Genomic DNA, 24,245 nt, shown 5'->3' on the forward strand with positions numbered 1-24,245 from the left:
ATGAAAAAGTTTGAAGATAAATTTTTTAATATATTGATTAATAGATATGGTTTTTATATAAAAGATTATTTCAGTTCATCTAAGAACGAAAATAGGTGGGTTGCAATATCAGAAAATGAGAATTATGCATATGCCGTTATAGTATGCGATGAAATGGAGGCTACTTCGCTTTATAGTGAAGCTTATGAATCTTTAAAAAAAGTATTTACTAAACCTATAGCATTGAATGTAGTTATTACAACTAAAAGTAATGAAGTAGCACAGGAGTATTTAGGACAATATAATAAACTTATTTATTCATTAAGTGAAGAAAGAGTGCTTTACAGCGGAGATGGCTGTAAGCCTCTCCTTCAAGTATATGAATATATGAGTAAAAAAGAGCAAAAGCATAGAAATAGATTTAAGGATAATAAGCTTACTTATATATTGATAGGAATAAATGTTTTAATTTATATATTAACTGCAATAATGTCTAGAGATGTACTTAATAGCAATACCTATGTGTTAATAAGATTAGGTGCAAAGGTTAATGAATTAATTAACCGTGGACAAGTTTGGAGATTGTTAACTTGTGCGTTTTTACACGGAGGAATTATGCACTTAGTCTTTAATATGTATGCGCTAAAAATAATAGGATCAGAGGTTGAATATGTTTTTGGACGAAAGAAATATTTAATAATATATTTAATGGCAGCTTTAGGGGGAAGTCTATTTAGCTATATCCTTAGTCCATACTCTATATCTGTAGGAGCTTCAGGAGCAATTTTTGGACTTTTAGGAGCTATGTTGGTATTTGGAGTTAAGCATAGAGATAAAATAGGAAAAAGTTATATGATGAATATTATTCAAGTTATAATTATTAATGTAATTATAGGGGTTTCATTAAGTAACATAGATAATTATGCACATCTTGGTGGACTAATTATAGGTGGAATAACTGCTTTAATAGTTAAAAGTAATTTAGAAAAATCATTTAATTAATGGATTTTATCTATGATTAAAGCGGCAGAGGAGGCGTTGGCTTTGGATTTGAAAAAAGATAAAGCACTAATTATTAATTTGGCATATATGGTTATATTAGCTTTAACCTTAGTATATGATATGATGGCTAAAGAAGGAGTTCATACATTTAGGATAGCATTAGCAGCAGTAACTGCATGGATTATGTTCTTTGTTTATAAGAAGACTTTCTTAAGAAGATCAAGAATAAGCTTTTATTTGATATTTACATTCGTATTTGCAGCAATGTATTTAGGAAGTGTATTAGATTTTTATATAATAATTCCAGGATACGATAAGATACTTCATTTAATTTCAGGAGTAATAATAGCTTATATCGGATATATTTTCTATTTAACCTTGGTTAAGACTGATGATAAAGAAGCTGTTAATCCTATGATGGGAGTAGTATTCTCTATAATATTTTCAATTGCAGCAGCAGGAGTATGGGAAATTTGGGAGTTTAGTACAGACCAATTATTTGGATTTACATCACAAAACAATAGTTTGATTGATACTATGATGGATATTATATGTGGGACAGTTATGGGGATTTTAGCAAATATTCCAATAGCCATGTATATAAAGGGAAAGAAAGTAAAGTTTATAGAAAAATTGGTTGAAGATATGAGAAGATAAAGTGCAAAGAACTTTGGTGAAAGGTTTTCTTGTGAAAAGGTGAAAATGTCACTAACATGACAGGAAAAAGATTGCTTTAGGCAATATTGAAAAGTTACTACCGTAATACTTTTCACTTTAACTTAAGTTAACTTTTTATAGCTACGTCAGCAGCTTTTTAATCTCAACATAGTTGACTTTTCACCTAGTAAGTGAGCTTTGTACTTATATATTAATAAATAAAGTAGTATGTGTTATTAAGTGGTAAATTGTATTTATCACTTAATTTTTTTAGGTATTCTTTACACTTTGAATAGGATTGATCTTTATAGTTTTTGTTATAATGATTAATTTCTTTTGAATTTAAATCCTTTCTTATAGATTCAAATCCTTGGTTTAATGCACGCCTAAATGATACTTCGTTATATTCTTCATAGATTAATGAATCTATAAATGTGTATAGCTTTAAAAAATTGTTTTGAGGTTTTATATCTTTCAATTTAGATATACCACTATAATCATATTTTTCTAATACAAATAATTGATAGGCTTGTATCTCGTTTAAATAATCAATATAAGAAAAGTTATTATTAAGATAGTTTATAGAGTTTATTGCCTTTATTGCAGAAACTTCTTTGTCTTTGACTTCTAGCATTATATCTATATTTGAGAAATCGTAATTATTTATGTAAGCTAGAAAATTATCTATAAAAATAGTGGGAGAATGAGCACCGCTCTTTTTAGTAATATCTTGTATACTATAGTGTACCTTCATATCTCCATCATCTTTTTTCCAGGTTCTTTGTATTAATGGCAATAATTCAGGTATAGACATAGAAGTATCTCCGTAACATTCATAATGTAGATTATCAAATACTATTGGTACTTTGCATTTAGTATAAATCTCTAATAAATCATATATAGAAAAAAAGCGTTCATCATTTTCTATTATTAATCTTTTCTTAATATTATTATCTAAATTGTTGTACTCAGTTATAAATCTTTCTATAGCACTTTTTTTATTTCCGTAAACACCACCAACATGAAGAACTATTTTATGACTTGATGGTAAGTTAAGGCTATCTAAAAACTTGCAATGAAACTTTAAATCACATATAGATTTTTCTACAACTTCTTTTTTAGGAGAGTTTAAAAGCGTATATTGACCTGGATGCATGGATACTCTAATATTATTTGTTTTTATATAAGAACCTATTTTATCTAAAAGATTTTTATTATTATCCCACCAATTATAGTTATTTATTGGATGGCTCCCTAAAGGAATTACATCAGAGCTTATTCTAAAAAAATTAATGTTTTTAGAATTGTTATAATAAAGTATAGAATATAAGTCTTCAAGATTTTCTTTTATTAGTAAAGAGACTTTTTCTTCAGAATAATTTGAAAGAGTTAATTTTCTTGTTGTTTTATATGGAACCATAAGTGGAGTACAGGCATATCCAATTTTCATACTTAGTCTCCTTGTGTTAAAATATATTTAAAAAAACGTTAAATTTAGTATTAGTATTTTAATATAAAAGTTGATATATTCATAAAATAAATCTAAATATTATGTTAAATTTTTGATATTTCAGCAAAAAAATATGAAATAACATGGAAAATATTTAAAATATGTTGTATCATTTAATAGAAAAAGAATGTTAGGGGCGATATATATGAATGGAAGAGAGTACGTATTAAAAGTTTTAGATGAAGTTAGTAATAGAAATGCAGGAGAGAAAGAATTTTTAGATGCGGTTAAAGAGGTTTTATTATCTTTATCACCAGTTTTTGATAAACATCCAGAATATATTGAAGCAGGTTTATTAGAAAGAATTGTTGAACCAGAAAGACAAATTATGTTTAGGGTTCCATGGGTAGATGATAATGGAAATGTTAGAGTAAATAGAGGATTTAGAGTACAATTTAATAGTGCTATAGGGCCATATAAAGGAGGATTAAGATTCCATCCAACAGTTAATGCTAGTATTATTAAATTCTTAGGATTTGAGCAAATATTTAAAAATTCTTTAACTGGACTTCCAATAGGTGGAGGAAAAGGTGGATCAGACTTTGACCCTAAAGGAAAATCAAATGGAGAAGTAATGAGATTCTGTCAAAGCTTTATGGCAGAGCTTTATAGACATATAGGTCAAGATACAGATGTACCTGCAGGAGATATTGGGGTAGGTGCAAGAGAAATTGGATATATGTACGGATATTATAAAAAGCTAAGAGGTGCAAATGACCCTGGAGTTTTAACAGGTAAAGGCTTAACTTACGGTGGAAGTTTAACTAGAACTGAAGCAACTGGATATGGATTAATTTACTTCACAGAAGAAATGATGAAGGATAACAACTTATCATTAGCAGGTAAAACTGTAGTTATATCAGGCTCAGGAAATGTTGCTATATACGCAACAAAGAAGGCTACTGAATTAGGGGCAAAAGTAGTAGCTTTAAGTGATTCTAATGGATATATATATGATGAAAATGGAATTAACTTAGATGCAGTTAAGGAAATTAAAGAAGTTAAAAGAGGTAGAATTAAAGATTATTTAAACTATGTTCCAACTGCTAAGTATGTTGAAGGATGCAGAGGAATATGGAATATTAAGTGTGACGTAGCTCTTCCATGTGCAACTCAAGGTGAAATAGATGAAGAATCAGCTAAAGTTCTAGTATCAAATGGAACTAAAGTAGTAGCAGAAGGAGCTAATATGCCTTCGAGCTTAGATGCTATAAAAGTGTTCCAAGAAAATGGTATATTATTTGGACCTGCAAAAGCAGCAAATGCTGGTGGAGTTGCTTGTTCAGCACTAGAAATGTCACAAAATAGTATGAGATTATCTTGGACATTTGAGGAAGTTGATAATAAATTAAAAGATATAATGGTTAATATATATAGACAATCTGCTGAAGCGGCTAAAGAATATGGAGAAGAAGGTAATATATTAATGGGATCAAATATTGCTGGATTTAACAAAGTTGCAGAAGCTATGATGGCTCAAGGAATAGTATAAAAAAATAAAAGAAGTCAACGTTTAATATGCGTTGACTTTTTTTGGTTTCTGAAAAACTTTGCTAATTCATAAAATACGGGATAATATAAGTATGTAAAGTAAAAGTGAAAAAATTACCAGATAATAGCTGTTTTTAAAAATTTTTAGAAATAAATTTGCAATCGAAAGTATGTTTATGTAAAATTAAAAGATATGACAGAATTAATTGAAAAAAAGATAGGTTTTATATAGATTTTTCTTGGAGGTTTATATGAGTAATAATATAGATAATAGATATGATGTAACAGACTTAACATCTTTAGAAAAACTTGAGCCAGTTAGAGTAAGACCAGGTATGTATATAGGTTCAACTGGAACTAAGGGATTACATCATTGCATATGGGAAATTTTAGACAACTCCATTGATGAAATTTCAAATGGTTATGGGGATAAAGCAACAATAATTATCAATAAAGATAAAAGTATTACTGTTATAGATAATGGAAGAGGAATACCAACTGGAATTCACCCAACTAAAAAGAAGTCTGGAGTTGAAATGGTATTTACAGAATTACATACAGGAGGAAAATTTAATAATAAGAATTATAAAACCTCTGGAGGGCTTCATGGTGTTGGAGCTGCTGTAGTTAATGCCTTATCAAAATGGTTAGAAGTTGAAGTGCATCAAAATGGTAATATTTACAGACAAAGATTCGAATTTGCTTATGATAAAGAACTTAAGAAGGATATGCCAGGTACTCCAGTTACAGCTTTAGAGGTAGTCGGAAAATCTAAGACTACTGGAACAAGAGTAACATTTAAGCCTGATAATGAAATTTTCTCTACTACAGATTTTAAATTTGACATAATAGATGAGAGATTAAAAGAATTAGCATTCCAAAATAAAGGGATACGTTTAGAGCTTATAGATAGAAGAAAAGATGAAGAGGTAGTTAAGGAGTATTACTCTGAAAGAGGTTTACTAGATTTCATCGAATATTTAAATGAAAGTAAGATGGTATTACATCCAAATCCAATTATTTTTGAAGGAGAAAGAACTGTAGATAATATACAGATGTTTGGAGAGGTATGTATTCAATTTACTGATTCAACTACAGAATATATAGCAAGCTATGTTAATAATATTCCAACTACTGAAGCTGGTACTCATGAAGCTGGATTTAAAACTGGTATGACAAGAGCTTTCAAAGAGTGGGCTAGAAAATTAGGGCTTGTAAAAGAAAAGGATAAGGATTTTGAAGGCGATGACCTTAGAGAAGGTATGACTGCTATAGTAAGAATTAAAATTACTAATCCTATATTTGAAGGACAAACTAAGACTAAGCTAGGAAGTTCAGAAGCCTATACAATGATGAATGATTTAGCATACACTAGACTTGGTGAATGGATAGAAGATAATAAAGAGCTTGCAACAACGATTATAAATAATGCATTAGCTACTGCTCAAAGAAGAGAAAAGATTAAAAAGATAAATGAAGCTGAAAAGAAGAAAATAGGTAAGGGTACTGCACCGTTAGCTGGTAAAGTTGCTGTATGTACATTAAAAGATAATACAGTTAATGAGTTTATCGTAGTTGAGGGAGATTCTGCGGGAGGTTCTGCAAAGCAAGCTAGAGATAGAAGATTCCAAACTATTATGCCATCAAAAGGTAAGATAATGAATACTGAAAAGCAAAAACTTGAAAATGTATTAGCGTCTGAAGAACTGAAAATATTTAATATTGCAGTAGGAACAGGAACTTTAGACAACTATAGAGAAGAAGATTTAAAGTATGACAAAATAATAATTATGAGTGATGCCGATGTTGATGGATATCATATCAGAACATTATGGATGACATACATTTATAGATATATGAGACCTCTTATACAGAATGGACATCTTTATTTAGCTCAACCACCATTATATAAGGTTTATAAAACTGTTAAGGGAAAAGAAGTTCATAAATATGCTTATAGTGATGATGAGTTAGAAAAGGTAAAAAAAGAAATCGGTAAAGGCGCATTAATTCAAAGATATAAAGGACTTGGAGAAATGAATCCAGACCAACTTTGGGATACAACATTAAATCCTGAGACTAGAACTCTTTTCCAAGTTACCATAGAAGATGCAGCTAAGGCTGAGAAAATGGTATCTCTATTAATGGGAGATGTAGTTGAACCGAGAAAAAATTATATGTATAAGTATGCGGAATTTTAAATAGTACGAAAGGAGCTTTTTAATGGCTAAGAAGGAACACAATATTCCAAGAGATAATAATATTTTAAGAGTACCTCTTGAAGAGGCTATGCCTGATAACTACCTTCCTTATGCAGTAGAAGTTGCTAAGGATAGAGCGTTGCCAGATGTTAGAGATGGATTAAAGCCGGTACATAGAAGAATACTTTATGGTGCATATATGTTAAAGGCTTTTCCAGATAGACCATATTATAAGTCTGCAAGAATAGTAGGAGACGTACTAGGTAAATTCCATCCTCATGGAGATTCATCAGTTTATGATGCTATGGTATTAATGGCTCAAAACTTTTCTACAAGAGAGCCTTTATTTGATGGACACGGTAACTTCGGTTCTATGGATGGTGATGGAGCTGCAGCGATGCGTTATACTGAGGCTAGACTTTCTAAGATAGCTATGGAAATGCTAAAAGATATAGATAAAAATACAGTAGATATGGTTCCAAACTATTCTGATTCAGAAATGGAACCTAAAGTATTACCATCTAGATATCCAAATCTTTTAGTTAATGGAACCTTTGGTATAGCGGTAGGATTAGCTACTAATATACCTCCTCATAACTTAGGAGAAGTAACAGATGGTGTGCTTGCATATATTGATAATCCAGAAATAACTACAAAAGAGTTAATGGAATATATAAAAGCACCAGATCTTCCAACAGGAGGAGTTTTAATAGGTAAAAACTCTTTATTAGCTGCCTATGAAACTGGAGAAGGAAAGGTTACGTTAAGAGCTAAGACTGATATAGAAAAATTAGATAATGGCAGATGGGGAATAGTAATAACAGAATTCCCGTATAGAAGAAATAAATCAAAGATACTTCAAACAATCTCTGAAATGACTGGAGATAAAAGACATCAAAAAGCTTTAGAAGCTATTACTGATATAAGAGATGAATCAGATAGAAGTGGTGTTAGAGCTGTAATTGAACTTAAAAAAGCTGCAGACAAAGATGTTGCAGATAAAGTACTAAAATACTTATTTAAGAAAACAGATCTACAATCTAATTTAAGCTTTAATATGGTTGCTTTAGCAAATGGCAAACCTCAGACTATGGGGTTAAAAACTATAATAACTCACTATGTTAACCATCAAAAGGATATAGTGACAAGAAGAACTATAAGAGAACTGGAAGTAGCAGAAAAAAGACATCATATAGTAGAAGGATTTATAAAAGCTATAGATGTTTTAGATGAAGTAATTAAAACAATAAGAGAATCTAAGTCTAAAAAGGATGCAGGGGAAAATCTTATAGCTAGGTTTGGTTTCAGTGCACTTCAAGCAGAAGCTATATTAGAGCTTATGCTTTATAGACTAACAGGCCTTGAGATAAAGGTATTCCAAAAAGAATATGCAGAGCTTGAAAAGACTATTAAGAGATTAAGAAAGATATTAGCAGATGAAAAAGAACTTCTTAAGGTTATAAAGACAGAGTTAAAGGAAATCACTGATAATTATAGAAATCCTAGAAGAACTAAAATAGTTGAGGATGATAGTGAAGCTAAGATTGATATAGAAGAACTAATAGTTGTAGAAGATGTAATGATAACTCTTTCTAAAGATGGGTTTATAAAGAGAATACCTCTTAAGACATATAATAGATCTAATTCTAATGCTGATGATATAGATTATAGAGAAGGTGACGAACTTAAATTCTTGGTTAAATCTAACACAACTGAAAGTTTAATAGTATTTACCGACAAAGGAAATATGTATCAAACAAAAGGAATTAATATTCCAGAATTAAAATGGAAAGAGAAAGGTGAAAGAATAGATTCTATTATTAAAACATTAAACTTAGATGACGAGAATATAGTACAAGTAATGTCTGTTCCGTTATTTGACTCTAATAAATCTATTCAATTTATAACAAATAAGGGAACTATAAAAAAGAGTTCTTTAGATAAATTCCAAACAAATTATAGCAAATTACAAGCTGTAAAGCTTAAAGATGGTGAGGTTATAATCGATGTGATAATGCTTGATTGTGATGAAAATAAGTCATTTTTAAGTGTTGAATCTAAAAATGGATTAAAATTTACGCTTGAAATACCTACTCTTGAAGATACACCAAGAAATGTTTTAGGATTATCATTATTTAACTTAACTGCTAATGATGAAGTCACAAAAGTAGAGTATGTAGAACAAATTGAGTATAAACAGTTCTGGGTAGGAGTAACTCAAAAAGGGACTATAAAATCATTTTCTAGAGGTAGAAGCAGTGATAGATTGAAAGTAAATACAGACACAGCAAGTGAATTACTTTTATTCACTGATAAAGGAAATGTATTTAAGTTACCAACATTCTTAATTCAAAATGTAACAGAAACAGAGATTCCTTTAGAAAAAGTTATAGAAGGATACACATCAAAAGAGAAGATAGTAGATGTATACTCACTGAAGAGCTATGATGATAATAAGTTAGTGTATTTCTTTACTAAAAAGGGAATGATAAAAAAGACATTATTAAAAGAGTATGATGGTAATTATGCTTATCAAGTAGCATATAAATTAAAGTATGAAAATGATGTTGTTGTTTCAGTTAATATATGTAGTGAGGGTAATGGAAATGTAATTATAGCAACTAAGAATGGTATGGCTATAAGATTCCTAGAGGAAAGTGTAAGCACTATGGGAAGAGTTGCATCAGGGGTTACCGGAATAAGCTTAAGAGATGATGACTTTGTAATAATGGGTAAAGTCGTTGAATTGAAAAATAGCTTATCTGATGATGAAATCGCCGTAGGTTTAGCTAATGTAGATTTAACTTTAACTACAAGAAATAAAGAAATAAAAGTTGTAAATATAAATGAAATTAAGCTTCAAAACAGGGCAGGTAGAGGAACAACAGTTATGGTTACTGCTTTTGAAGATGAAGTTGTAGAAGCAGAATTTAATCAATAAAGGGAGGTTTTATGATGAAGGTTGCTGTGTTATTAGCAGATGGATTTGAAACTTTAGAAGGTTTAACAGTAGTAGATATAATGAGAAGGGCAGGGGTATGTTGTCATACTTTTGGAACAAAATCTCAAAATGTTAGAACATCGCATGACGTGGTTGTAGAAGCTGACAAGTTATTAAATGATGAAGTTTTAGAATATGATATGATAGTTTTACCAGGAGGAATGCCAGGATCAGTTAACCTAAGAGATGATGAGAAAGTAAATGAAATTGTTATGGATTTCTATAAGAATAATAAAATAGTAGCTGCAATATGTGCAGGTCCAATAACTTTAGGAAAACTTAAAATTTCAGAAGGTAAAAATGTTACATGTTATCCAGGATTCCAAGATCAACTTGGAAATTGTAACTACAAAGAAGAATTAGTTGTAGTAGATGGAAATATAATAACAGGAAGAGGTCCTGCAGCGGCAATACCATTTGCTTTTGAATTATTAAAGCATGCTGCACCAGATAAAGTAGAAGAGCTACAAAAAGGGATGCTTTTTAAATAAGTTAATAGCAAAGAATTAAAAGTTAAGAGTTAAGAGTTAAAAAGGAAAATTGTTTAGACGATTTTTTTATAATGTAAGTTTGAAAGTCAGCGTATAGCTGGCTTTTTTCCTGAATCATTAACTATAAAATATTAACTTTTAACTAAGAAAAAGGGGTGAGTAAGTATGGAAAAGTGGACAGTTAGAAATGTTAAATTTAACTGTGAAGCATTTGCTAAAGCTCTTGGAGTTAGCAATGTAGTAGCTAGATTATTAGTTAATAGAGATATTTATAAATTAGAAGAGGCTAATAGTTTTTTAAATAGCAAAATAGATGATTTTGAAGATTACAAAAAGCTTTTAGATATGGATAAAGCTATAAAAATAATGAAAGATAGCATAGATAAAGGTGAAAAAATTCTTATTGTAGGAGACTATGATGTTGATGGAGTAATAAGTTCCTATGTACTTTATAGTGGATTAAAAAAATGTAAAGCTAATGTAAGTTATGTGATTCCAGATAGAATAAAGGATGGATATGGAATCAATGAAAATATAATAAAAAATGCTTATGCTGATAAAGTAGATTTAATAATAACATGTGACAATGGTATATCAGCTATAGAGCAAATAAAATTAGCTAAGGAATTAGGGCTAAAAGTGATAATAACTGACCACCATGATGTACCTTTTGTTGAAAATGAAGATGGTGATAGAACATTTATAGTTCCTGAAGGTGATGCTGTAATTAATCCTAAACAAGAAGAATGCAAATATCCATTTAAAAAGCTTTGTGGTGCAGGAGTTGCATATAAATTTATTGAAGGTATGTATGAAGCCTATGGAATAAATAAGAATGAAGCACTTGAATTATTACAATATGTTGCGATTGCTACTGTTTGTGATGTAGTTGATTTAATTGGAGAAAATAGAATAATCGTAAAAGAAGGTTTAACGATAATTAATAAAACTGATAATATAGGATTAAGAGCTTTATTTAAAGAAACAGGTCTTGATAATAAAGAGATTTCAGTATACGCATTAGGCTTTGTTATTGGACCAAGTATAAATGCATCAGGTCGTTTAGAACAAGCAGAGTGGGCTTTAAAGATGTTGCTTTCAAAAAATGAAAAGGAAGCAGAAGAACTTGCTAAAAAGCTTAATGAACTAAATAAAGAGAGACAAGAATTGACAAGAGAAGGATTAGAGAAAGCTATTGAGATAATAGAATGTAACAACATGAATAAAGAAAAAGTATTAGTTGTATACTTAGAGGAAACTCATGAAAGCATAGCTGGAATAATCGCAGGTAGAATAAGAGAAAAATATAATTTGCCAACTATTGTATTAACATCAGCTCACGAAGGAGCTAAGGGGTCAGGAAGATCTATTGAAGAGTATAATATGTTTGAGGAATTAATAAAGTGTAAGGATTTATTGGGAAAATTTGGAGGGCATCCCATGGCTGCTGGAATGTCTATTGCAAATGAAAACATAAATGAGTTTAGAAAAAGATTAAATACTCAAACTACATTAACTGATGAAGATATTATTCCAAAAGTATCTATTGATATGCCTTTAGCATTAAAAGATATAAATTTTAATCTTATAGAAGAGATAGCTAAGTTAGAGCCTTATGGAAAAGCTAATCCTAAACCAACTTTCGGTATTAAAAATTTAAAAGTATTAGAAGCGAAAATTTTAGGTAAAGATAAAAATGTTTTAAAGCTAAAGATAAGTGATGGTAATCTTTGTATAGATGGAATATACTTTGGAGATATAAATGATTTTGATGAAGCTTTAAAAGTAAGTTATGGAGAAGATGAATATAATAAGGTATTTAATGGATATCCTAATAGGGTAAAGATTGATGTAGTATGTGTTCCAGAGATAAACGAATTTAGAGGAAATAAAAAAGTTCAGTTGATAATTCAAAATTATAGATTTAATTAAAAGTTATACTGCTAGTAAAATTTCAATTACTCAATAAAGCAAGTAGATAAGTTGATAAATATAAAACTTTTTTATACTTAATATTTTTAGGTTAAAACTAAAGGAGGAAATGAATAAACATTTCCTTCTTTATTTAAATACTAGTTTTTACAAGATTATGATGTTGATATTCTAGCATATGTAGTGAGTGTTATGCATGGCGGTTATTTTAAACCTGATTCGTATTGTTCAACCATACGTTTAACCATTTCACCACCAACGCTACCACATTGTTTTGAAGTAAGGTCTCCATTGTAATCTGTAAAAGGAACACCCATTTCAGTAGCAACTTGGCTCTTGAATTTTGCTAAACCTTGTTTAGCTTCAGGTACTAAATTATATGCCATAGTTTCACCTCCTTTTATCTTTACGTTAATAGCTTATCCAAATTTTTAAGTTGTATTTTATTAAATTAAAGGAAAAGGTGGCAAAATAACGACTTAGTGGTAAAATAGAGATGATTTATAATTTAAAATTTTATATGAGGTGTTTTATGAGTAAATATAAAATAATAATGACTGGTGGGGGAACTGCAGGACATGTAACTCCAAACTTAGCATTGATTCCTGAACTGAAGAAGAGAGGGTTTGATATAAAATACATAGGAAGTATAGATGGAATAGAAAAAGAAATAATAGGAGATGCTAATATTCCATATTTCCCAATTTCAAGCGGAAAATTAAGACGCTATTTTGATATGAAGAATTTTTCAGATCCTTTTAAAGTTATAAAAGGTATTTACCAGGCTAAAAGAATTCTTGATAAAGAAAAGCCAGATGTAGTTTTCTCAAAAGGTGGGTTTGTTGCCGTACCAGTAGTTATAGCTGCATCTATGAAAAAGATACCTGTTGTTTCTCATGAATCAGACTTAACGCCAGGATTAGCAAATAAACTTTCAGCTCCTTTCTGTAATAAGCTTTGTGTTACATTTAGAGAAAGTTTAGCTTATGTAAAAGATGGTAAAGGTGTTTTAACAGGAACTCCTATAAGAAATGAAATACTTCAAGGTAGCAAAATAAGAGGAAAAGAAATTTGTGGATTTAAGGATGATAAAGATATTCTGCTTGTAATTGGTGGAAGTTTAGGTGCTAAAAGTATAAATGATGAAGTAAGAAGAGATTTAAGTAAGATTTTATTAGATTTTAATGTTATTCATATATGTGGAAAAGGGAATTTAGATGAAAGCTTAAACTCTATAAATGGTTATAAACAGTTTGAGTACGTAAAAGAAGACTTACCACATCTTCTTCAAGCGGCAGATTTTATAATATCTAGAGCTGGAGCAAATGTTATTTTTGAGCTATTAGCATTAAAGAAACCAACACTTTTAATACCTCTTTCTAAGAAAACAAGTAGAGGAGATCAAATTCTAAATGCGAATTCTTTTGAAAAAGAAGGTTACTCTTTAGTTTTAGATGAAGATGAAATGATGGAAAAACATAATTTAATTGATAAATTAACAGATTTGAAGAATAATAAAAATAAACTTATTACCTCTATGCAAAATAGTAAGGTAAAAAATGGTGTTGGTGAAATAATAAGTATTATTTTGAAAAGTATTAATTAAAAACGTATAACAAATTTAGTAATACACGAAAATATTACATTTGATAACTTGAAAAAAAATTCAGCTGTTATATAATAAAAGATGGAGTGTAAAAATAGGAAGTATTTTAGAAAAATAAGAGGTGCTAGTATATGAAGAAAGTTTCAATTATTTATTGGAGCAATGGCGGAAACGTTGAGCTTTTAGCTAACTGCATAGCAGAAGGTATTAAAGGTGATATAGAAATAAATTTAAAACACGTTAATGATGCTTCAGAAGAAGATGTTATAACAGCTGATGCTGTTGCTATGGGGAGCCCGGCAATGGTGGAGGATGAGATAGAACAATTAGAAATGAAACCCTTCATAGATAAGTTATCTAGTATTAGATTTAATAATAAGCCTTTAGTGTTATTTGGTTCTTGTGGATGGAGAGACGATAAGTTTATACATAACTGGGAAGCTATTATGAATGATTATGGGTTTGAAACTATAGGGAAAGTAGTTTGTAAAGAGTCTCTTACAGAAAAGGATGTAGAGTTAGCTAAAACTTTAGGCGAAGAAATATCAAAATTATTATTATAATTAAAACCTTATTAGAGAAATCTCTAATGAGTTTTTATATATAACACTTAAAAGTACTTTAAAATGGTTTTTATGATATTATACGATATCATATAATAAATTTTATTGATTATTTTTAGATGGAAAGAGAGGTAGACACAATGAGAAAAATGAAAACTATGGATGGTAATACTGCTGCAGCTCATATATCATACGCATTTACTGAAGTGGCAGCAATATTCCCAATCACACCATCATCACCAATGGCTGAACACGTTGATGAATGGGCTTCTCAAGGAAGAAAAAATATTTTTGGCCAACCTGTACACGTAATGGAAATGCAATCTGAAGCAGGTGCTGCAGGTGCAGTACACGGTTCATTACAAGCTGGAGCTTATACAACTACTTACACAGCTTCACAAGGGTTATTATTAATGATCCCTAACATGTATAAGATTGCTGGTGAAAGATTACCAGGAGTTATTCATGTTTCTGCTAGAGCTTTAGCAACATCTTCATTAAGCATCTTCGGTGACCACCAAGACGTAATGGCTGCAAGACAAACTGGTTTTGCGATGTTAGCTGAAGGATCAGTACAAGAAGTTATGGACTTATCTGCAGTTGCTCACTTAGCAGCTATAAAGAGCAGAATTCCATTCATGAACTTCTTTGATGGATTTAGAACTTCTCACGAAATTCAAAAAATAGAAGTTTTAGAAACAGAAGAATTAGCTGAATTAGTAGACTGGAATTCAGTAGAAGAATTCAGAAAAGGAGCTTTAAATCCAAATCATCCAGTAACAAGAGGTACTGCTCAAAACCCAGATATCTACTTCCAAACTAGAGAAGCTGTTAACAGATTCTATGATGATGTTCCAGAAGTAGTAGAAAGCTATATGGCTGAAATTACTAAATTAACTGGAAGAGAATATCACTGTTTCGATTACTATGGAGCACCAGATGCTGATAGAGTTATCGTTGCAATGGGATCAGTTACAGATGTAGTTGAAGAAACAATTGACTACTTAAATGGTAGAGGAGAAAAGGTTGGGGTTGTTAAAGTAAGACTTTACAGACCATTCTCAATAGAAAGATTATTAAAGGCTATTCCATCTACAGTTAAGAAGATAGCTGTATTAGATAGAACTAAGGAACCAGGATCAATTGGTGAACCTTTATACTTAGACGTTGTATCAGCATTCTCAGGAAAAGCAAATGCTCCACAAATCGTAGGAGGAAGATTCGGATTAGGATCAAAAGATCCAAACCCATCTCACATTGCTGCTGTATATGCTAACCTTACTAAGGAAGAGCCAAAGAACGGCTTCACTATAGGTATAGTAGACGACGTAACTAATACTTCATTAGAAGTAACTGAAGATATCGATGCTACTCCAGCAGGAACAAAAGCATGTAAGTTCTGGGGATTAGGATCAGATGGTACAGTTGGTGCTAATAAGAGTGCTATCAAAATTATCGGAGATAAGACTGATATGTATGCTCAAGCATACTTCTCATATGACTCTAAGAAGTCAGGTGGTATAACAGTATCTCACTTAAGATTTGGTAAATCTCCAATTAAGTCACCTTACTTAATAGATAAAGCTGATTTCGTAGCTTGTCACAACCAATCATATGTTTATAAATACAATGTTTTAGAAGGATTAAAGAAGAACGGTAAGTTCTTATTAAATACTATCTGGACACCAGAAGAATTAAATGAAAAATTACCAGCAAGCATGAAGAGATTCTTAGCTGAAAACAACATTGAATTCTATACATTAAATGCTGTTAAGATAGCTCAAGAAATCGGTCTTGGTGGAAGAATCAACATGATAATGCAAGCTGCATTCTTTAAGATAGCTCACATCATTCCAGTAGAAGATGCAATCAAGTACTTAAAAGAAGCTGTTGTAACTTCATACGGTAAGAAGGGTGAAAAAGTTGTTAACATGAACAACGCTGCTATCGATATGGGTGTAGAATCTATCGTTAAGGTAGAAGTTCCAGCTGACTGGAAAGATGCTGTTGATGCTGAAGTTGAAACTACTAAAGATGTTCCAGCATTCATCAAAGAAATAGTTGAACCAATCAATAGACAAGAAGGATTCTCACTTCCAGTATCTACTTTCGTAGATCACAACATGGAAGATGGTACTTTCATGGCTGGTACTGCAGCTTATGAAAAGAGAGGAATAGCTATAAATGTTCCTGAATGGCAACCAGATAAGTGTATACAATGTAACCAATGTGCATATGTATGTCCACATGCTACAATCAGACCATTCTTAATAAATGAAGAAGAAAAGAACAATGCTCCAGAATCTATGAAGATAGTTGCTGCTAGAGCATTAAAGACTGAAGAACCAATGTCATACAGCATCGGTGTATCACCACTTGACTGTACTGGATGTGGAAACTGTGCTCAAGTATGTCCAGCTCCAGGTAAGGCATTAATTATGAAACCAGCAGATACTCAACACGATCAAATCGCTGCTTGGGATTACGCTGTAGAAGAAGTTTCAGCTAAGAAGAACCCAATGAACAAGAACACAGTTAAGGGAAGCCAATTTGAGCAACCATTATTCGAGTTCTCAGGTGCTTGTGCTGGTTGTGGAGAAACTCCATATGCTAAGTTAGTAACTCAATTATTCGGTGATAGAATGATGATAGCTAACGCTACTGGATGTTCATCAATTTGGGGTGGATCAGCTCCTTCAACTCCATACACAGTTAACCATAACGGACATGGTCCAGCTTGGGCTAACTCATTATTCGAAGACAATGCTGAATTCGGATTAGGTATGTTCTTAGGAGTTAAGACAATAAGAGAAAGAATTGCTAGCAATATAGCTAAGCTTATTGAAACTGAAGAATTATCAGAAGATGTTAAAGCAGTATTAAATGACTGGTTAGAACACAGAGAAAGCGGAGAAGGTACTAGAGATAGAGCTAATAACCTTACAGCTGCTCTTGAATCTATAAATTCTGAATTAGCTAACACTATATTAAAAGACAAAGAATTCTTCGTTGCTAGATCTCAATGGATCTTCGGAGGAGACGGTTGGGCTTACGATATAGGATACGGCGGATTAGATCACGTATTAGCATCAGGAGAAAACGTAAATGTATTAGTATTTGATACAGAAATTTACTCAAATACTGGTGGTCAATCTTCTAAATCTACACCAACTGCTGCAATCGCTAAGTTTGCTGCTTCTGGTAAGAGAACTAAGAAGAAAGACTTAGGTATGATGGCTATGTCTTATGGTTATGTATATGTTGCTCAAATTTCAATGGGTGCAGATAAGAACCAAACATTAAAAGCTATAGCTGAAGCTGAAGCTTATGATGGACCATCATTAATCATAGCTTACGCTCCATGTATAAGCCATGGTATTAAATCTGGTATGGCTAATTCACAAGATGAAGCTAAGAAAGCTGTTGATTCAGGATACTGGGCTCTATACAGATACAACCCAGCATTAAAGGGAACTAAGAACCCATTCTCATTAGATTCTAAGGAGCCAAAAGCAGACTTCAGAGAATTCTTAATGGGAGAAGTTAGATATGCTGCATTAGCTAAAGCATTCCCAGAACAAGCAGAAGCTTTATTCCAAAAGACTGAAGAAGATGCTAAAGAAAGATTAAACAACTACAAGAGACTTGCTGCTCAAGAGTAGTTATAAATAAAAAGAGACCGAAAGGTCTCTTTTTTAGTTGAAGATTGACATAAATATATAATTTGCGTAAAATATTAATATTAAATTTTAAAGTTTTACTTTTATTTTCCTATAAATAAGGGTACAATGATAAGGACTACTTAAATATAAGGAGGAGTTAAGATGGATAACGAATTAAATAAATGTGGATGCGGTGAAAGCTGCGGATGCGATCATGATCACAACAATGAAGGTTGTGGAGAAGGCTGTGGATGTGGAGAACACGAACATGAGCATATGGTTGTAGACCTAGAAGACGATAACGGAAATGTTATTTCTTGTCCTATAATTGATGCATTTGAATACGAAGGTGAAGAGTATGTTTTAGCTCAAGATCCAGAAGGTGATTCAATATACTTATTTAGAGCTACTGAATCAGGAGAATTAGTAGTTCCAGATGAAGCTGAATTCGATAAAGTTGCTGATTACTATAGCAACGTTTTAGCTGAAGAAGAATAATAAAAAAAGTGCCTTGGGCACTTTTTTTATTATAATTTTATTTAAATATCTATAGTAATTTACAATCTATTCAGCTAGTGATATATTTATTAATAAGGAAAAATAGATAAGAATTTCACTTGAGGAAAAGGTGGATAAAATGAAATCAGTAGATTTACATATACATTCATGCTATTCTGATGGAATATACACACCAGAACAAATAGCAAAGACGGCAAAGGAAAAAGGAATTAAATGCATTTCTATAACTGACCACGATTCAATAGCAGCTCAATATATTGTAAATACAGAATATAATAATAAAGACTTAAAAATAATACCAGGAATAGAATTAAGTACAGAATATAAAGAAATGGAATTACATATACTTGGATATTTTATAGATATAGAAAACAATAACTTAAAATGTTTAGTAGATAATCTGAATAAACAGAGGTTAAAAAGAGTAGAGAAAATACTTTATAATTTAAAAGGATATGATATAAATATACAATTAGATGATTTAGGTGTAGATTTAAATTCTACAATAGGTAGAAGCCATATAGCTAATGCAATGGTTAAAAAGGGCTATTTTGATAATTATAAAACAGCATTTAAAAGTTATTTAATTAAAGGTAAACCAGGGTATGTTAAGGGTTTTAAATTAACTTATAGAGAAGCTTTAGATATAATTATGGAAAGTGGAGGAGTACCAGTTTTAGCACATCCAGGACAAATTTATAAGAAGATAGAAGTAGAAAATATTATAAAAGAATTAAAGTGCTTTGGATTAAGTGGAGTGGAGGTATATCATCCAAGTCATTCTGCGATAGATACAAATAAATTTTTTAATATGGCGAAAAAATATAAATTATCAATTACTGGAGGAAGCGATTTTCATGGAAGAGCAAACTTTGATGAACAATCTATAGGTAGTTGTGGAATAAATGATATATTATTAAATAAATTTATAAAAAATAGATAATAATTGGGGGAAATATGGAGCTATCGACAAAAGCAAGAAAAATAGAACAATCTGTAACTTTAATGATAACAGCAAAGGCTAAAGAACTAAGAGCAAAAGGAATTGATGTAGTGAGTTTCGCTGCAGGTGAGCCAGATTTTAATACACCTAAAAATATTATAAATGCAGCAAAAGAAGCAATGGATAATGGAAATACTAAATATACTCAAACTAGTGGAATAATAGAATTAAGAAAAGCTATATGTAAAAAGCTAAAAGACGATAATGGACTTTTATATGATGATTCACAAATAGTTGTTTCTACAGGGGCTAAACAATCTTTAGCAAATACTTTTATGGCAATATTAAACCCAGGAGATGAAGTTATAATACCAGTTCCTTATTGGGTTAGCTATCCTGAACTAATCAAATTAGCTGATGGAAAGCCTGTATTTGTAAATACTGGAGAAGAAAATGATTATAAATATAATGTAGAAGCTTTAGAAAAGGTTATAACTAGCAAAAGCAAGGCTATTATATTAAATAATCCTAATAATCCTACAGGAACTATTTATACAAAAACAGAATTAGAAGCTATAAGTGAATTTGCTAAAAAATATGATTTAATGATTATTTCTGATGAAATATATGAGAAATTAACTTATGATGGAAATAAGCATGTTAGTATAGCATCGTTAAGTGAAGACGCGAAATCTAGAACTATTGTAATTAATGGATTCTCTAAAACTTATTCTATGACTGGATGGAGAATCGGGTATACAGCATCTTCAACAGAAATTGCTAAGATTATGACAAATATTCAAAGCCATATGACATCAAATACATGCTCTATAACTCAATATGCGGCTCTAGAAGCGTTAAATGGGCCACAAGAAGATATTTATCATATGATAGAGGAATTTGAGCGTAGAAGAGATTATATGTATAAAGAATTGTGTAATATAGAGTGTATAAAACCAATAAGGCCACAAGGTGCTTTTTATATTATGATTAATGTAGAAGAGACAATTGGGAAAGCAATTAATGGAGAAACTATAAAAAGTTCATTAGATTTTGCTAGATTATTATTAGATAATGAAAATGTTGCAGTAATACCAGGAGAAGCTTTTGGATTAGATAATTATATTAGAGTATCATATGCAACATCTATGGAAGCAATTGAAAAAGGAATTAATAGAATAAGAGAATTTATAAGTAAGTTGAAATAAAGTGCGAAGCACTTTGGTGAAAGGTTTGATTTCGTCAAAGGGGAAAAGTCAGCTAAAGCTGAGGAGAAAATATTGCCTAGGGCAATAGGGAAAAGATCTCTAATGAGATAAAATGATTTTCTCTGCTACTTATAGTAGCATTTTCCCCTTAACGTAGTTAACTTTTCCCAGCTACGTAGTAGCCTTTCACTTCGACAAAGTCGACTTTTCACTTGCGAGCCTTAGATCGCACTTTATTTAATGTTGGAGGATAAGATGGAGAAAGTTAAATTAGCTTTATTTGATATAGATTATACTATAACTAGAAAAGAAACACTTATGGAGTTTTATAAGTATATAGTGTCTAAAGATATAAAAAATATTAAGTTTTTGCCAAGAGCTTTATATTCAGGACTTATGTATGGAATTAAAGTTTATGATGAAAAGAAAGTTAAAGAATGTTTCTTAAAATTTATAGAGAATATAGAGGAGAAGGATTTAGCTATATTGACTAAAAAGTTTTATGATGAAAGATTAAGTAAAATTCTTTATAAAGATGCACTAGATATGATGCATAAATTAAAAAGTGAAGGATATATGGTTATATTAATATCTGCATCACCGGAATTTTATATAAAGGAATTTTATGCTATAGATGATGTAGATTTTATTATAGGTACTCGATTTACTTTTGAAAATGGAAAGTTTGTTAGAAAAATGAGCGGCAATAATTGCAAAAGAGATGAAAAAGTGAGTAGATTGAAAGCATATCTTAAGGAAAATAATATAGAAGCAGATTATGAAAATTCTTATATGTTCTCTGATTCATTATCTGATTTACCTCTTTTAGAGTTAGTTGGTAAGCCATATCTTATAAATTATAATAAGAATCATAATATAGAGGTTTTAAGATGGAAGTAAAAGGAGAGAGTTTAATGAAGGTAGAAGCTATAAATAAGTTCTATCTAAAAGATGGAAAGATTTGCGAAGTAAAAGACTTTGTAGATGATAATAGTGATAAAGGAAATATTATTTATGAAGTTTTTAGAATAGAAGGTGGGACTCCTATTTTTCTAAAGGATCATACAGAAAGGTTACAGAGATCTTTTTCGCTTTTAAATTTAAAAATGCCATTTTCTATTGAAGAGTTTAGAAATAATATTGCGAAAGTTATAAAGGCTAATGATTATGTTCTTGGAAATATGAAGATGACTTATAATATTTTAAGCAAAGAGTTAAAGATATTCTATATACCTCATAAGTATCCATCAGAAAAAGATTATGCAGATGGAGTTAAAACAATTCTTTATCATGGAGAAAGAGAAAATCCAAATATAAAGATAGTTAACAAAAGCTTTAGAGAATTAATAAATGAAGAGTTAGCTAAGCAAAATGCATATGAAGCTATATTAGTTGACAGAAATGGTGATATAACAGAAGGTAGTAGATCTAATATCTTTTTTATAAAAGATAAAAAGCTTATAACAGCACCAGGGCAGGCTGTTCTTTTAGGAGTAACAAGAGCAAAGGTTATGTTAATTGCTAAAGATTTAAAAATTGACGTTATAGAGAGAACTGTAAAAGAAAGTGAAATAAAAGATATGGATGCAATGTTTATTTCAGGGTCATTAGCTAAGGTTCTTCCAATAGCTTATGTTGATGATATGAAAAAAGATGCACATAATGAAATATTAAGAAATATAATAGATAGATATAATTATATGGTAGATGAATGTATAAAAGAAAATAAAGAATAAAAAATCCAGCAAGAGCTGGATTTTTTTATTAAGCTGAAGTTATTGTGTTTGTTATTGGTGGTACAACTTGTTTCTTTCTTGAAAGAACTCCTGGAAGGAAAGCACCGTTATCTTTTAATGTAACATTAAATGCTTTTTCAACTATTTCAGGTTGTTCACCAGCAACTAATATTTCAGAACCTTCGTTAAGTATATCTGTTAATAAAAGCATAACCATATCTAAGTTAGCTTCTTTTGCTTTAGTTTCCATGTACTGAAGCATTTCTTCTTTTAAAGGCATAAATCCTTCGATATCCATAGTGTTAACTTGAGCTATTCCAACTCTAGTACCTTCTATAGTGAATGGTTTATAATCTTGGTTAAAGATTTGAGCTACAGTCTTACCTTTTAGTGAAGTACCAGCTTTAAACATTTCTTTAGCGAATTCTTCTACATTAATTCCTGCTATTTCTGCAAGCTTTCTGCAAATATATTCATCAGATGGAGTACAAGTTGGGCTTCTGAATAATAATGTGTCAGAAATTATTGCTCCACATAATAAACCAGCAGCCTTCTTAGAAGGTCTTAATCCATTTTCAAAGAAGCATTTAGCAACTATTGAAGAAGTACTTCCAACTGGCTCATTTCTGAAGTATATAGGATTACTTGTTTGAATATCAGCAACTCTGTGGTGGTCTATTATTTCGATTACTTCAGCATCTTCTAAACCATCAACAGATTGACCTCTTTCATTGTGGTCCACTTGAATAACTTTTTTCTTATGATTTGAAATTAAGTGATATCTAGATACTGTTCCTAAAACTTTTCCGTTAGAATCTGTTACAGGGTAGCTTCTAAATCTAGTTTCAATCATAATTGGCTTTATATCATCTACTAAGTCATCAGTTGTGAAAGTAACTAAGTTATCCTTAACCATAACATATCCAACTGGTATACTTTGAATTATTAATCTTGAAGTTGTAAATGAATCATAGTTAGTAAGGATGACAGTTACACCGTGTTCTTTAGCTAAATTAACTATATTTTCAGATGGAGCATGAGCACCAGTTATTATTAATAAAGAAACATTAAGTTTAATTAAAGCTTCTTGAACTTCTTCTCTGTCACCAACTATTGCGATATCTCCAGCATCAATATGATCAACCATGCTATTAGGTTGCATAGCTGTAACAACTATTTTACCAGGGAAAGTTTTTGTATTTTGGTTAACATAGATAGCTTTAGCTGAAAGTGTATCTAAGATATTGTCTAAAGACGTATTACTTTTAGCTAATATTTGATTATCCCATATATCCATATAACATGATGTAAGGTTTGAAACTGCAAGTACACCTAATAAGTGTTCATTTTCATCAGCTACTGGAATAGTTTTTATATTCTTGTCACTCATTATTTTCCAAGCCATCTTTAAAGATATTTCAGGTGAAATTGGAGTGATGTAATCAAATTGTAAGTCTTCTACTTTTAACTTAACAGTATTTAAATATTTTGGAGCTTCTGCTTTGAAATAATCTAAAATAAATTGAGTTTCTTGGTTTGGATTACCAAGCCTACAAGCTACTGCAGGAATGTTTCCTGTCTTGTTTTTAAACTCAGCATAAGCATAAGCTGCGCAGATTGAGTCTGAGTCTGGGTTTTTATGACCAGTTACATAAATTAAATCTTTCAACTTTTTTTCCTCCTTAAGTTTAAAATGCATTCTAAGCATATAGTAATATTCTATATATTTAATTACAATTTGTAA

Annotated in this window: 18 protein-coding genes; 15 read left to right on the forward strand and 3 right to left on the reverse strand. The window is 30.7% G+C overall.

The genetic code is table 11. From position 1 onward, the window contains the following. Positions 1 to 981 carry a rhomboid family intramembrane serine protease gene (locus LQE93_RS03005; RefSeq protein WP_231071933.1) on the forward strand — a complete coding sequence of 327 codons (981 nt, stop codon included), beginning with the start codon at positions 1 to 3 and terminating at the stop codon, positions 979 to 981. Between the two features lie 42 nt (positions 982 to 1,023). Then, positions 1,024 to 1,638: a hypothetical protein gene (locus LQE93_RS03010; RefSeq protein ID WP_084758945.1), complete on the forward strand. Its 615-nt coding sequence runs from the start codon at positions 1,024 to 1,026 to the stop codon at positions 1,636 to 1,638. A 211-nt stretch (positions 1,639 to 1,849) separates the two neighbouring features. Here LQE93_RS03010 and uvsE read toward each other — a convergent pair whose 3' ends face one another. Beyond that, positions 1,850 to 3,088 carry a UV DNA damage repair endonuclease UvsE gene (uvsE, locus tag LQE93_RS03015; RefSeq protein WP_231071935.1) on the reverse strand — a complete coding sequence of 413 codons (1,239 nt, stop codon included), beginning with the start codon at positions 3,086 to 3,088 and terminating at the stop codon, positions 1,850 to 1,852. A 205-nt stretch (positions 3,089 to 3,293) separates the two neighbouring features. Between uvsE and gdhA the strand changes: the two genes are divergently transcribed. From gdhA to recJ, 5 genes are all read left to right on the forward strand, one after another. Then, entirely contained in the window at positions 3,294 to 4,640 is a 1,347-nt protein-coding gene (gdhA, locus tag LQE93_RS03020) for an NADP-specific glutamate dehydrogenase (protein WP_186837999.1), read from the forward strand. Between the two features lie 250 nt (positions 4,641 to 4,890). Continuing rightward, on the forward strand, positions 4,891 to 6,840 hold the full coding sequence (locus LQE93_RS03025; RefSeq protein ID WP_231071936.1) for a DNA gyrase/topoisomerase IV subunit B: 1,950 nt from the start codon (positions 4,891 to 4,893) through the stop codon (positions 6,838 to 6,840). Positions 6,841 to 6,862: 22 nt separating this feature from the next. Further along, the gene (locus LQE93_RS03030) at positions 6,863 to 9,781 is read left to right on the forward strand and encodes a DNA topoisomerase IV subunit A (protein WP_231071938.1); all 2,919 of its coding nucleotides are present in this window, start codon (positions 6,863 to 6,865) and stop codon (positions 9,779 to 9,781) included. An 11-nt stretch (positions 9,782 to 9,792) separates the two neighbouring features. Beyond that, on the forward strand, positions 9,793 to 10,332 hold the full coding sequence (locus LQE93_RS03035) for a DJ-1 family glyoxalase III (protein WP_231071939.1): 540 nt from the start codon (positions 9,793 to 9,795) through the stop codon (positions 10,330 to 10,332). Between the two features lie 165 nt (positions 10,333 to 10,497). Continuing rightward, the gene (recJ, locus tag LQE93_RS03040) at positions 10,498 to 12,264 is read left to right on the forward strand and encodes a single-stranded-DNA-specific exonuclease RecJ (protein ID WP_231071941.1); all 1,767 of its coding nucleotides are present in this window, start codon (positions 10,498 to 10,500) and stop codon (positions 12,262 to 12,264) included. Positions 12,265 to 12,467: 203 nt separating this feature from the next. Here the strand turns inward: recJ and LQE93_RS03045 are convergent, their stop codons facing one another. Next, positions 12,468 to 12,650 carry an alpha/beta-type small acid-soluble spore protein gene (locus tag LQE93_RS03045; RefSeq protein WP_032117680.1) on the reverse strand — a complete coding sequence of 61 codons (183 nt, stop codon included), beginning with the start codon at positions 12,648 to 12,650 and terminating at the stop codon, positions 12,468 to 12,470. A gap of 146 nt (positions 12,651 to 12,796) precedes the next feature. On the opposite strand from LQE93_RS03045, the gene LQE93_RS03050 reads away from it, so the two are divergent. The 8 genes from LQE93_RS03050 to LQE93_RS03085 all read left to right on the forward strand — a co-directional run bounded on the left by LQE93_RS03050 (position 12,797) and on the right by LQE93_RS03085 (position 22,501). Further along, the gene (locus LQE93_RS03050) at positions 12,797 to 13,870 is read left to right on the forward strand and encodes an undecaprenyldiphospho-muramoylpentapeptide beta-N-acetylglucosaminyltransferase (RefSeq protein ID WP_231071942.1); all 1,074 of its coding nucleotides are present in this window, start codon (positions 12,797 to 12,799) and stop codon (positions 13,868 to 13,870) included. 131 nt (positions 13,871 to 14,001) lie between these two features. Further along, entirely contained in the window at positions 14,002 to 14,433 is a 432-nt protein-coding gene (locus tag LQE93_RS03055) for a flavodoxin domain-containing protein (RefSeq protein ID WP_055264089.1), read from the forward strand. 140 nt (positions 14,434 to 14,573) lie between these two features. Continuing rightward, a complete protein-coding gene (gene nifJ, locus LQE93_RS03060; RefSeq protein ID WP_055264091.1) occupies positions 14,574 to 18,095 on the forward strand; it encodes a pyruvate:ferredoxin (flavodoxin) oxidoreductase in 3,522 nt (1,173 codons plus the stop codon). A 162-nt stretch (positions 18,096 to 18,257) separates the two neighbouring features. Beyond that, complete coding sequence (locus LQE93_RS03065; RefSeq protein ID WP_055264093.1) at positions 18,258 to 18,593, forward strand: DUF1292 domain-containing protein; 336 nt, start codon at positions 18,258 to 18,260, stop codon at positions 18,591 to 18,593. A gap of 139 nt (positions 18,594 to 18,732) precedes the next feature. Then, positions 18,733 to 19,557, forward strand: a complete 825-nt coding sequence (locus LQE93_RS03070) for a PHP domain-containing protein (protein WP_055264095.1) — start codon at positions 18,733 to 18,735, stop codon at positions 19,555 to 19,557. 14 nt (positions 19,558 to 19,571) lie between these two features. Beyond that, complete coding sequence (locus LQE93_RS03075; RefSeq protein ID WP_186839346.1) at positions 19,572 to 20,765, forward strand: pyridoxal phosphate-dependent aminotransferase; 1,194 nt, start codon at positions 19,572 to 19,574, stop codon at positions 20,763 to 20,765. A gap of 255 nt (positions 20,766 to 21,020) precedes the next feature. Further along, complete coding sequence (locus LQE93_RS03080) at positions 21,021 to 21,665, forward strand: HAD-IB family hydrolase (protein ID WP_055264099.1); 645 nt, start codon at positions 21,021 to 21,023, stop codon at positions 21,663 to 21,665. Further along, complete coding sequence (locus tag LQE93_RS03085; RefSeq protein ID WP_231071944.1) at positions 21,656 to 22,501, forward strand: aminotransferase class IV; 846 nt, start codon at positions 21,656 to 21,658, stop codon at positions 22,499 to 22,501. Before LQE93_RS03080 ends, LQE93_RS03085 begins: the two co-directional genes overlap by 10 nt. Before the next feature lie 28 nt (positions 22,502 to 22,529). Here the strand turns inward: LQE93_RS03085 and LQE93_RS03090 are convergent, their stop codons facing one another. Continuing rightward, positions 22,530 to 24,170 (reverse strand): putative manganese-dependent inorganic diphosphatase, encoded by a 1,641-nt coding sequence (locus tag LQE93_RS03090; protein ID WP_231071950.1) that lies wholly within the window; start codon positions 24,168 to 24,170, stop codon positions 22,530 to 22,532. Between the last annotated feature and the right edge of the window lie 75 nt (positions 24,171 to 24,245).

The sequence above is a fragment of the Clostridium sp. NSJ-145 genome, assembly GCF_021044725.1.
GTDB classification, from domain to species: Bacteria; Bacillota; Clostridia; order Clostridiales; family Clostridiaceae; genus Clostridium; species Clostridium disporicum_B.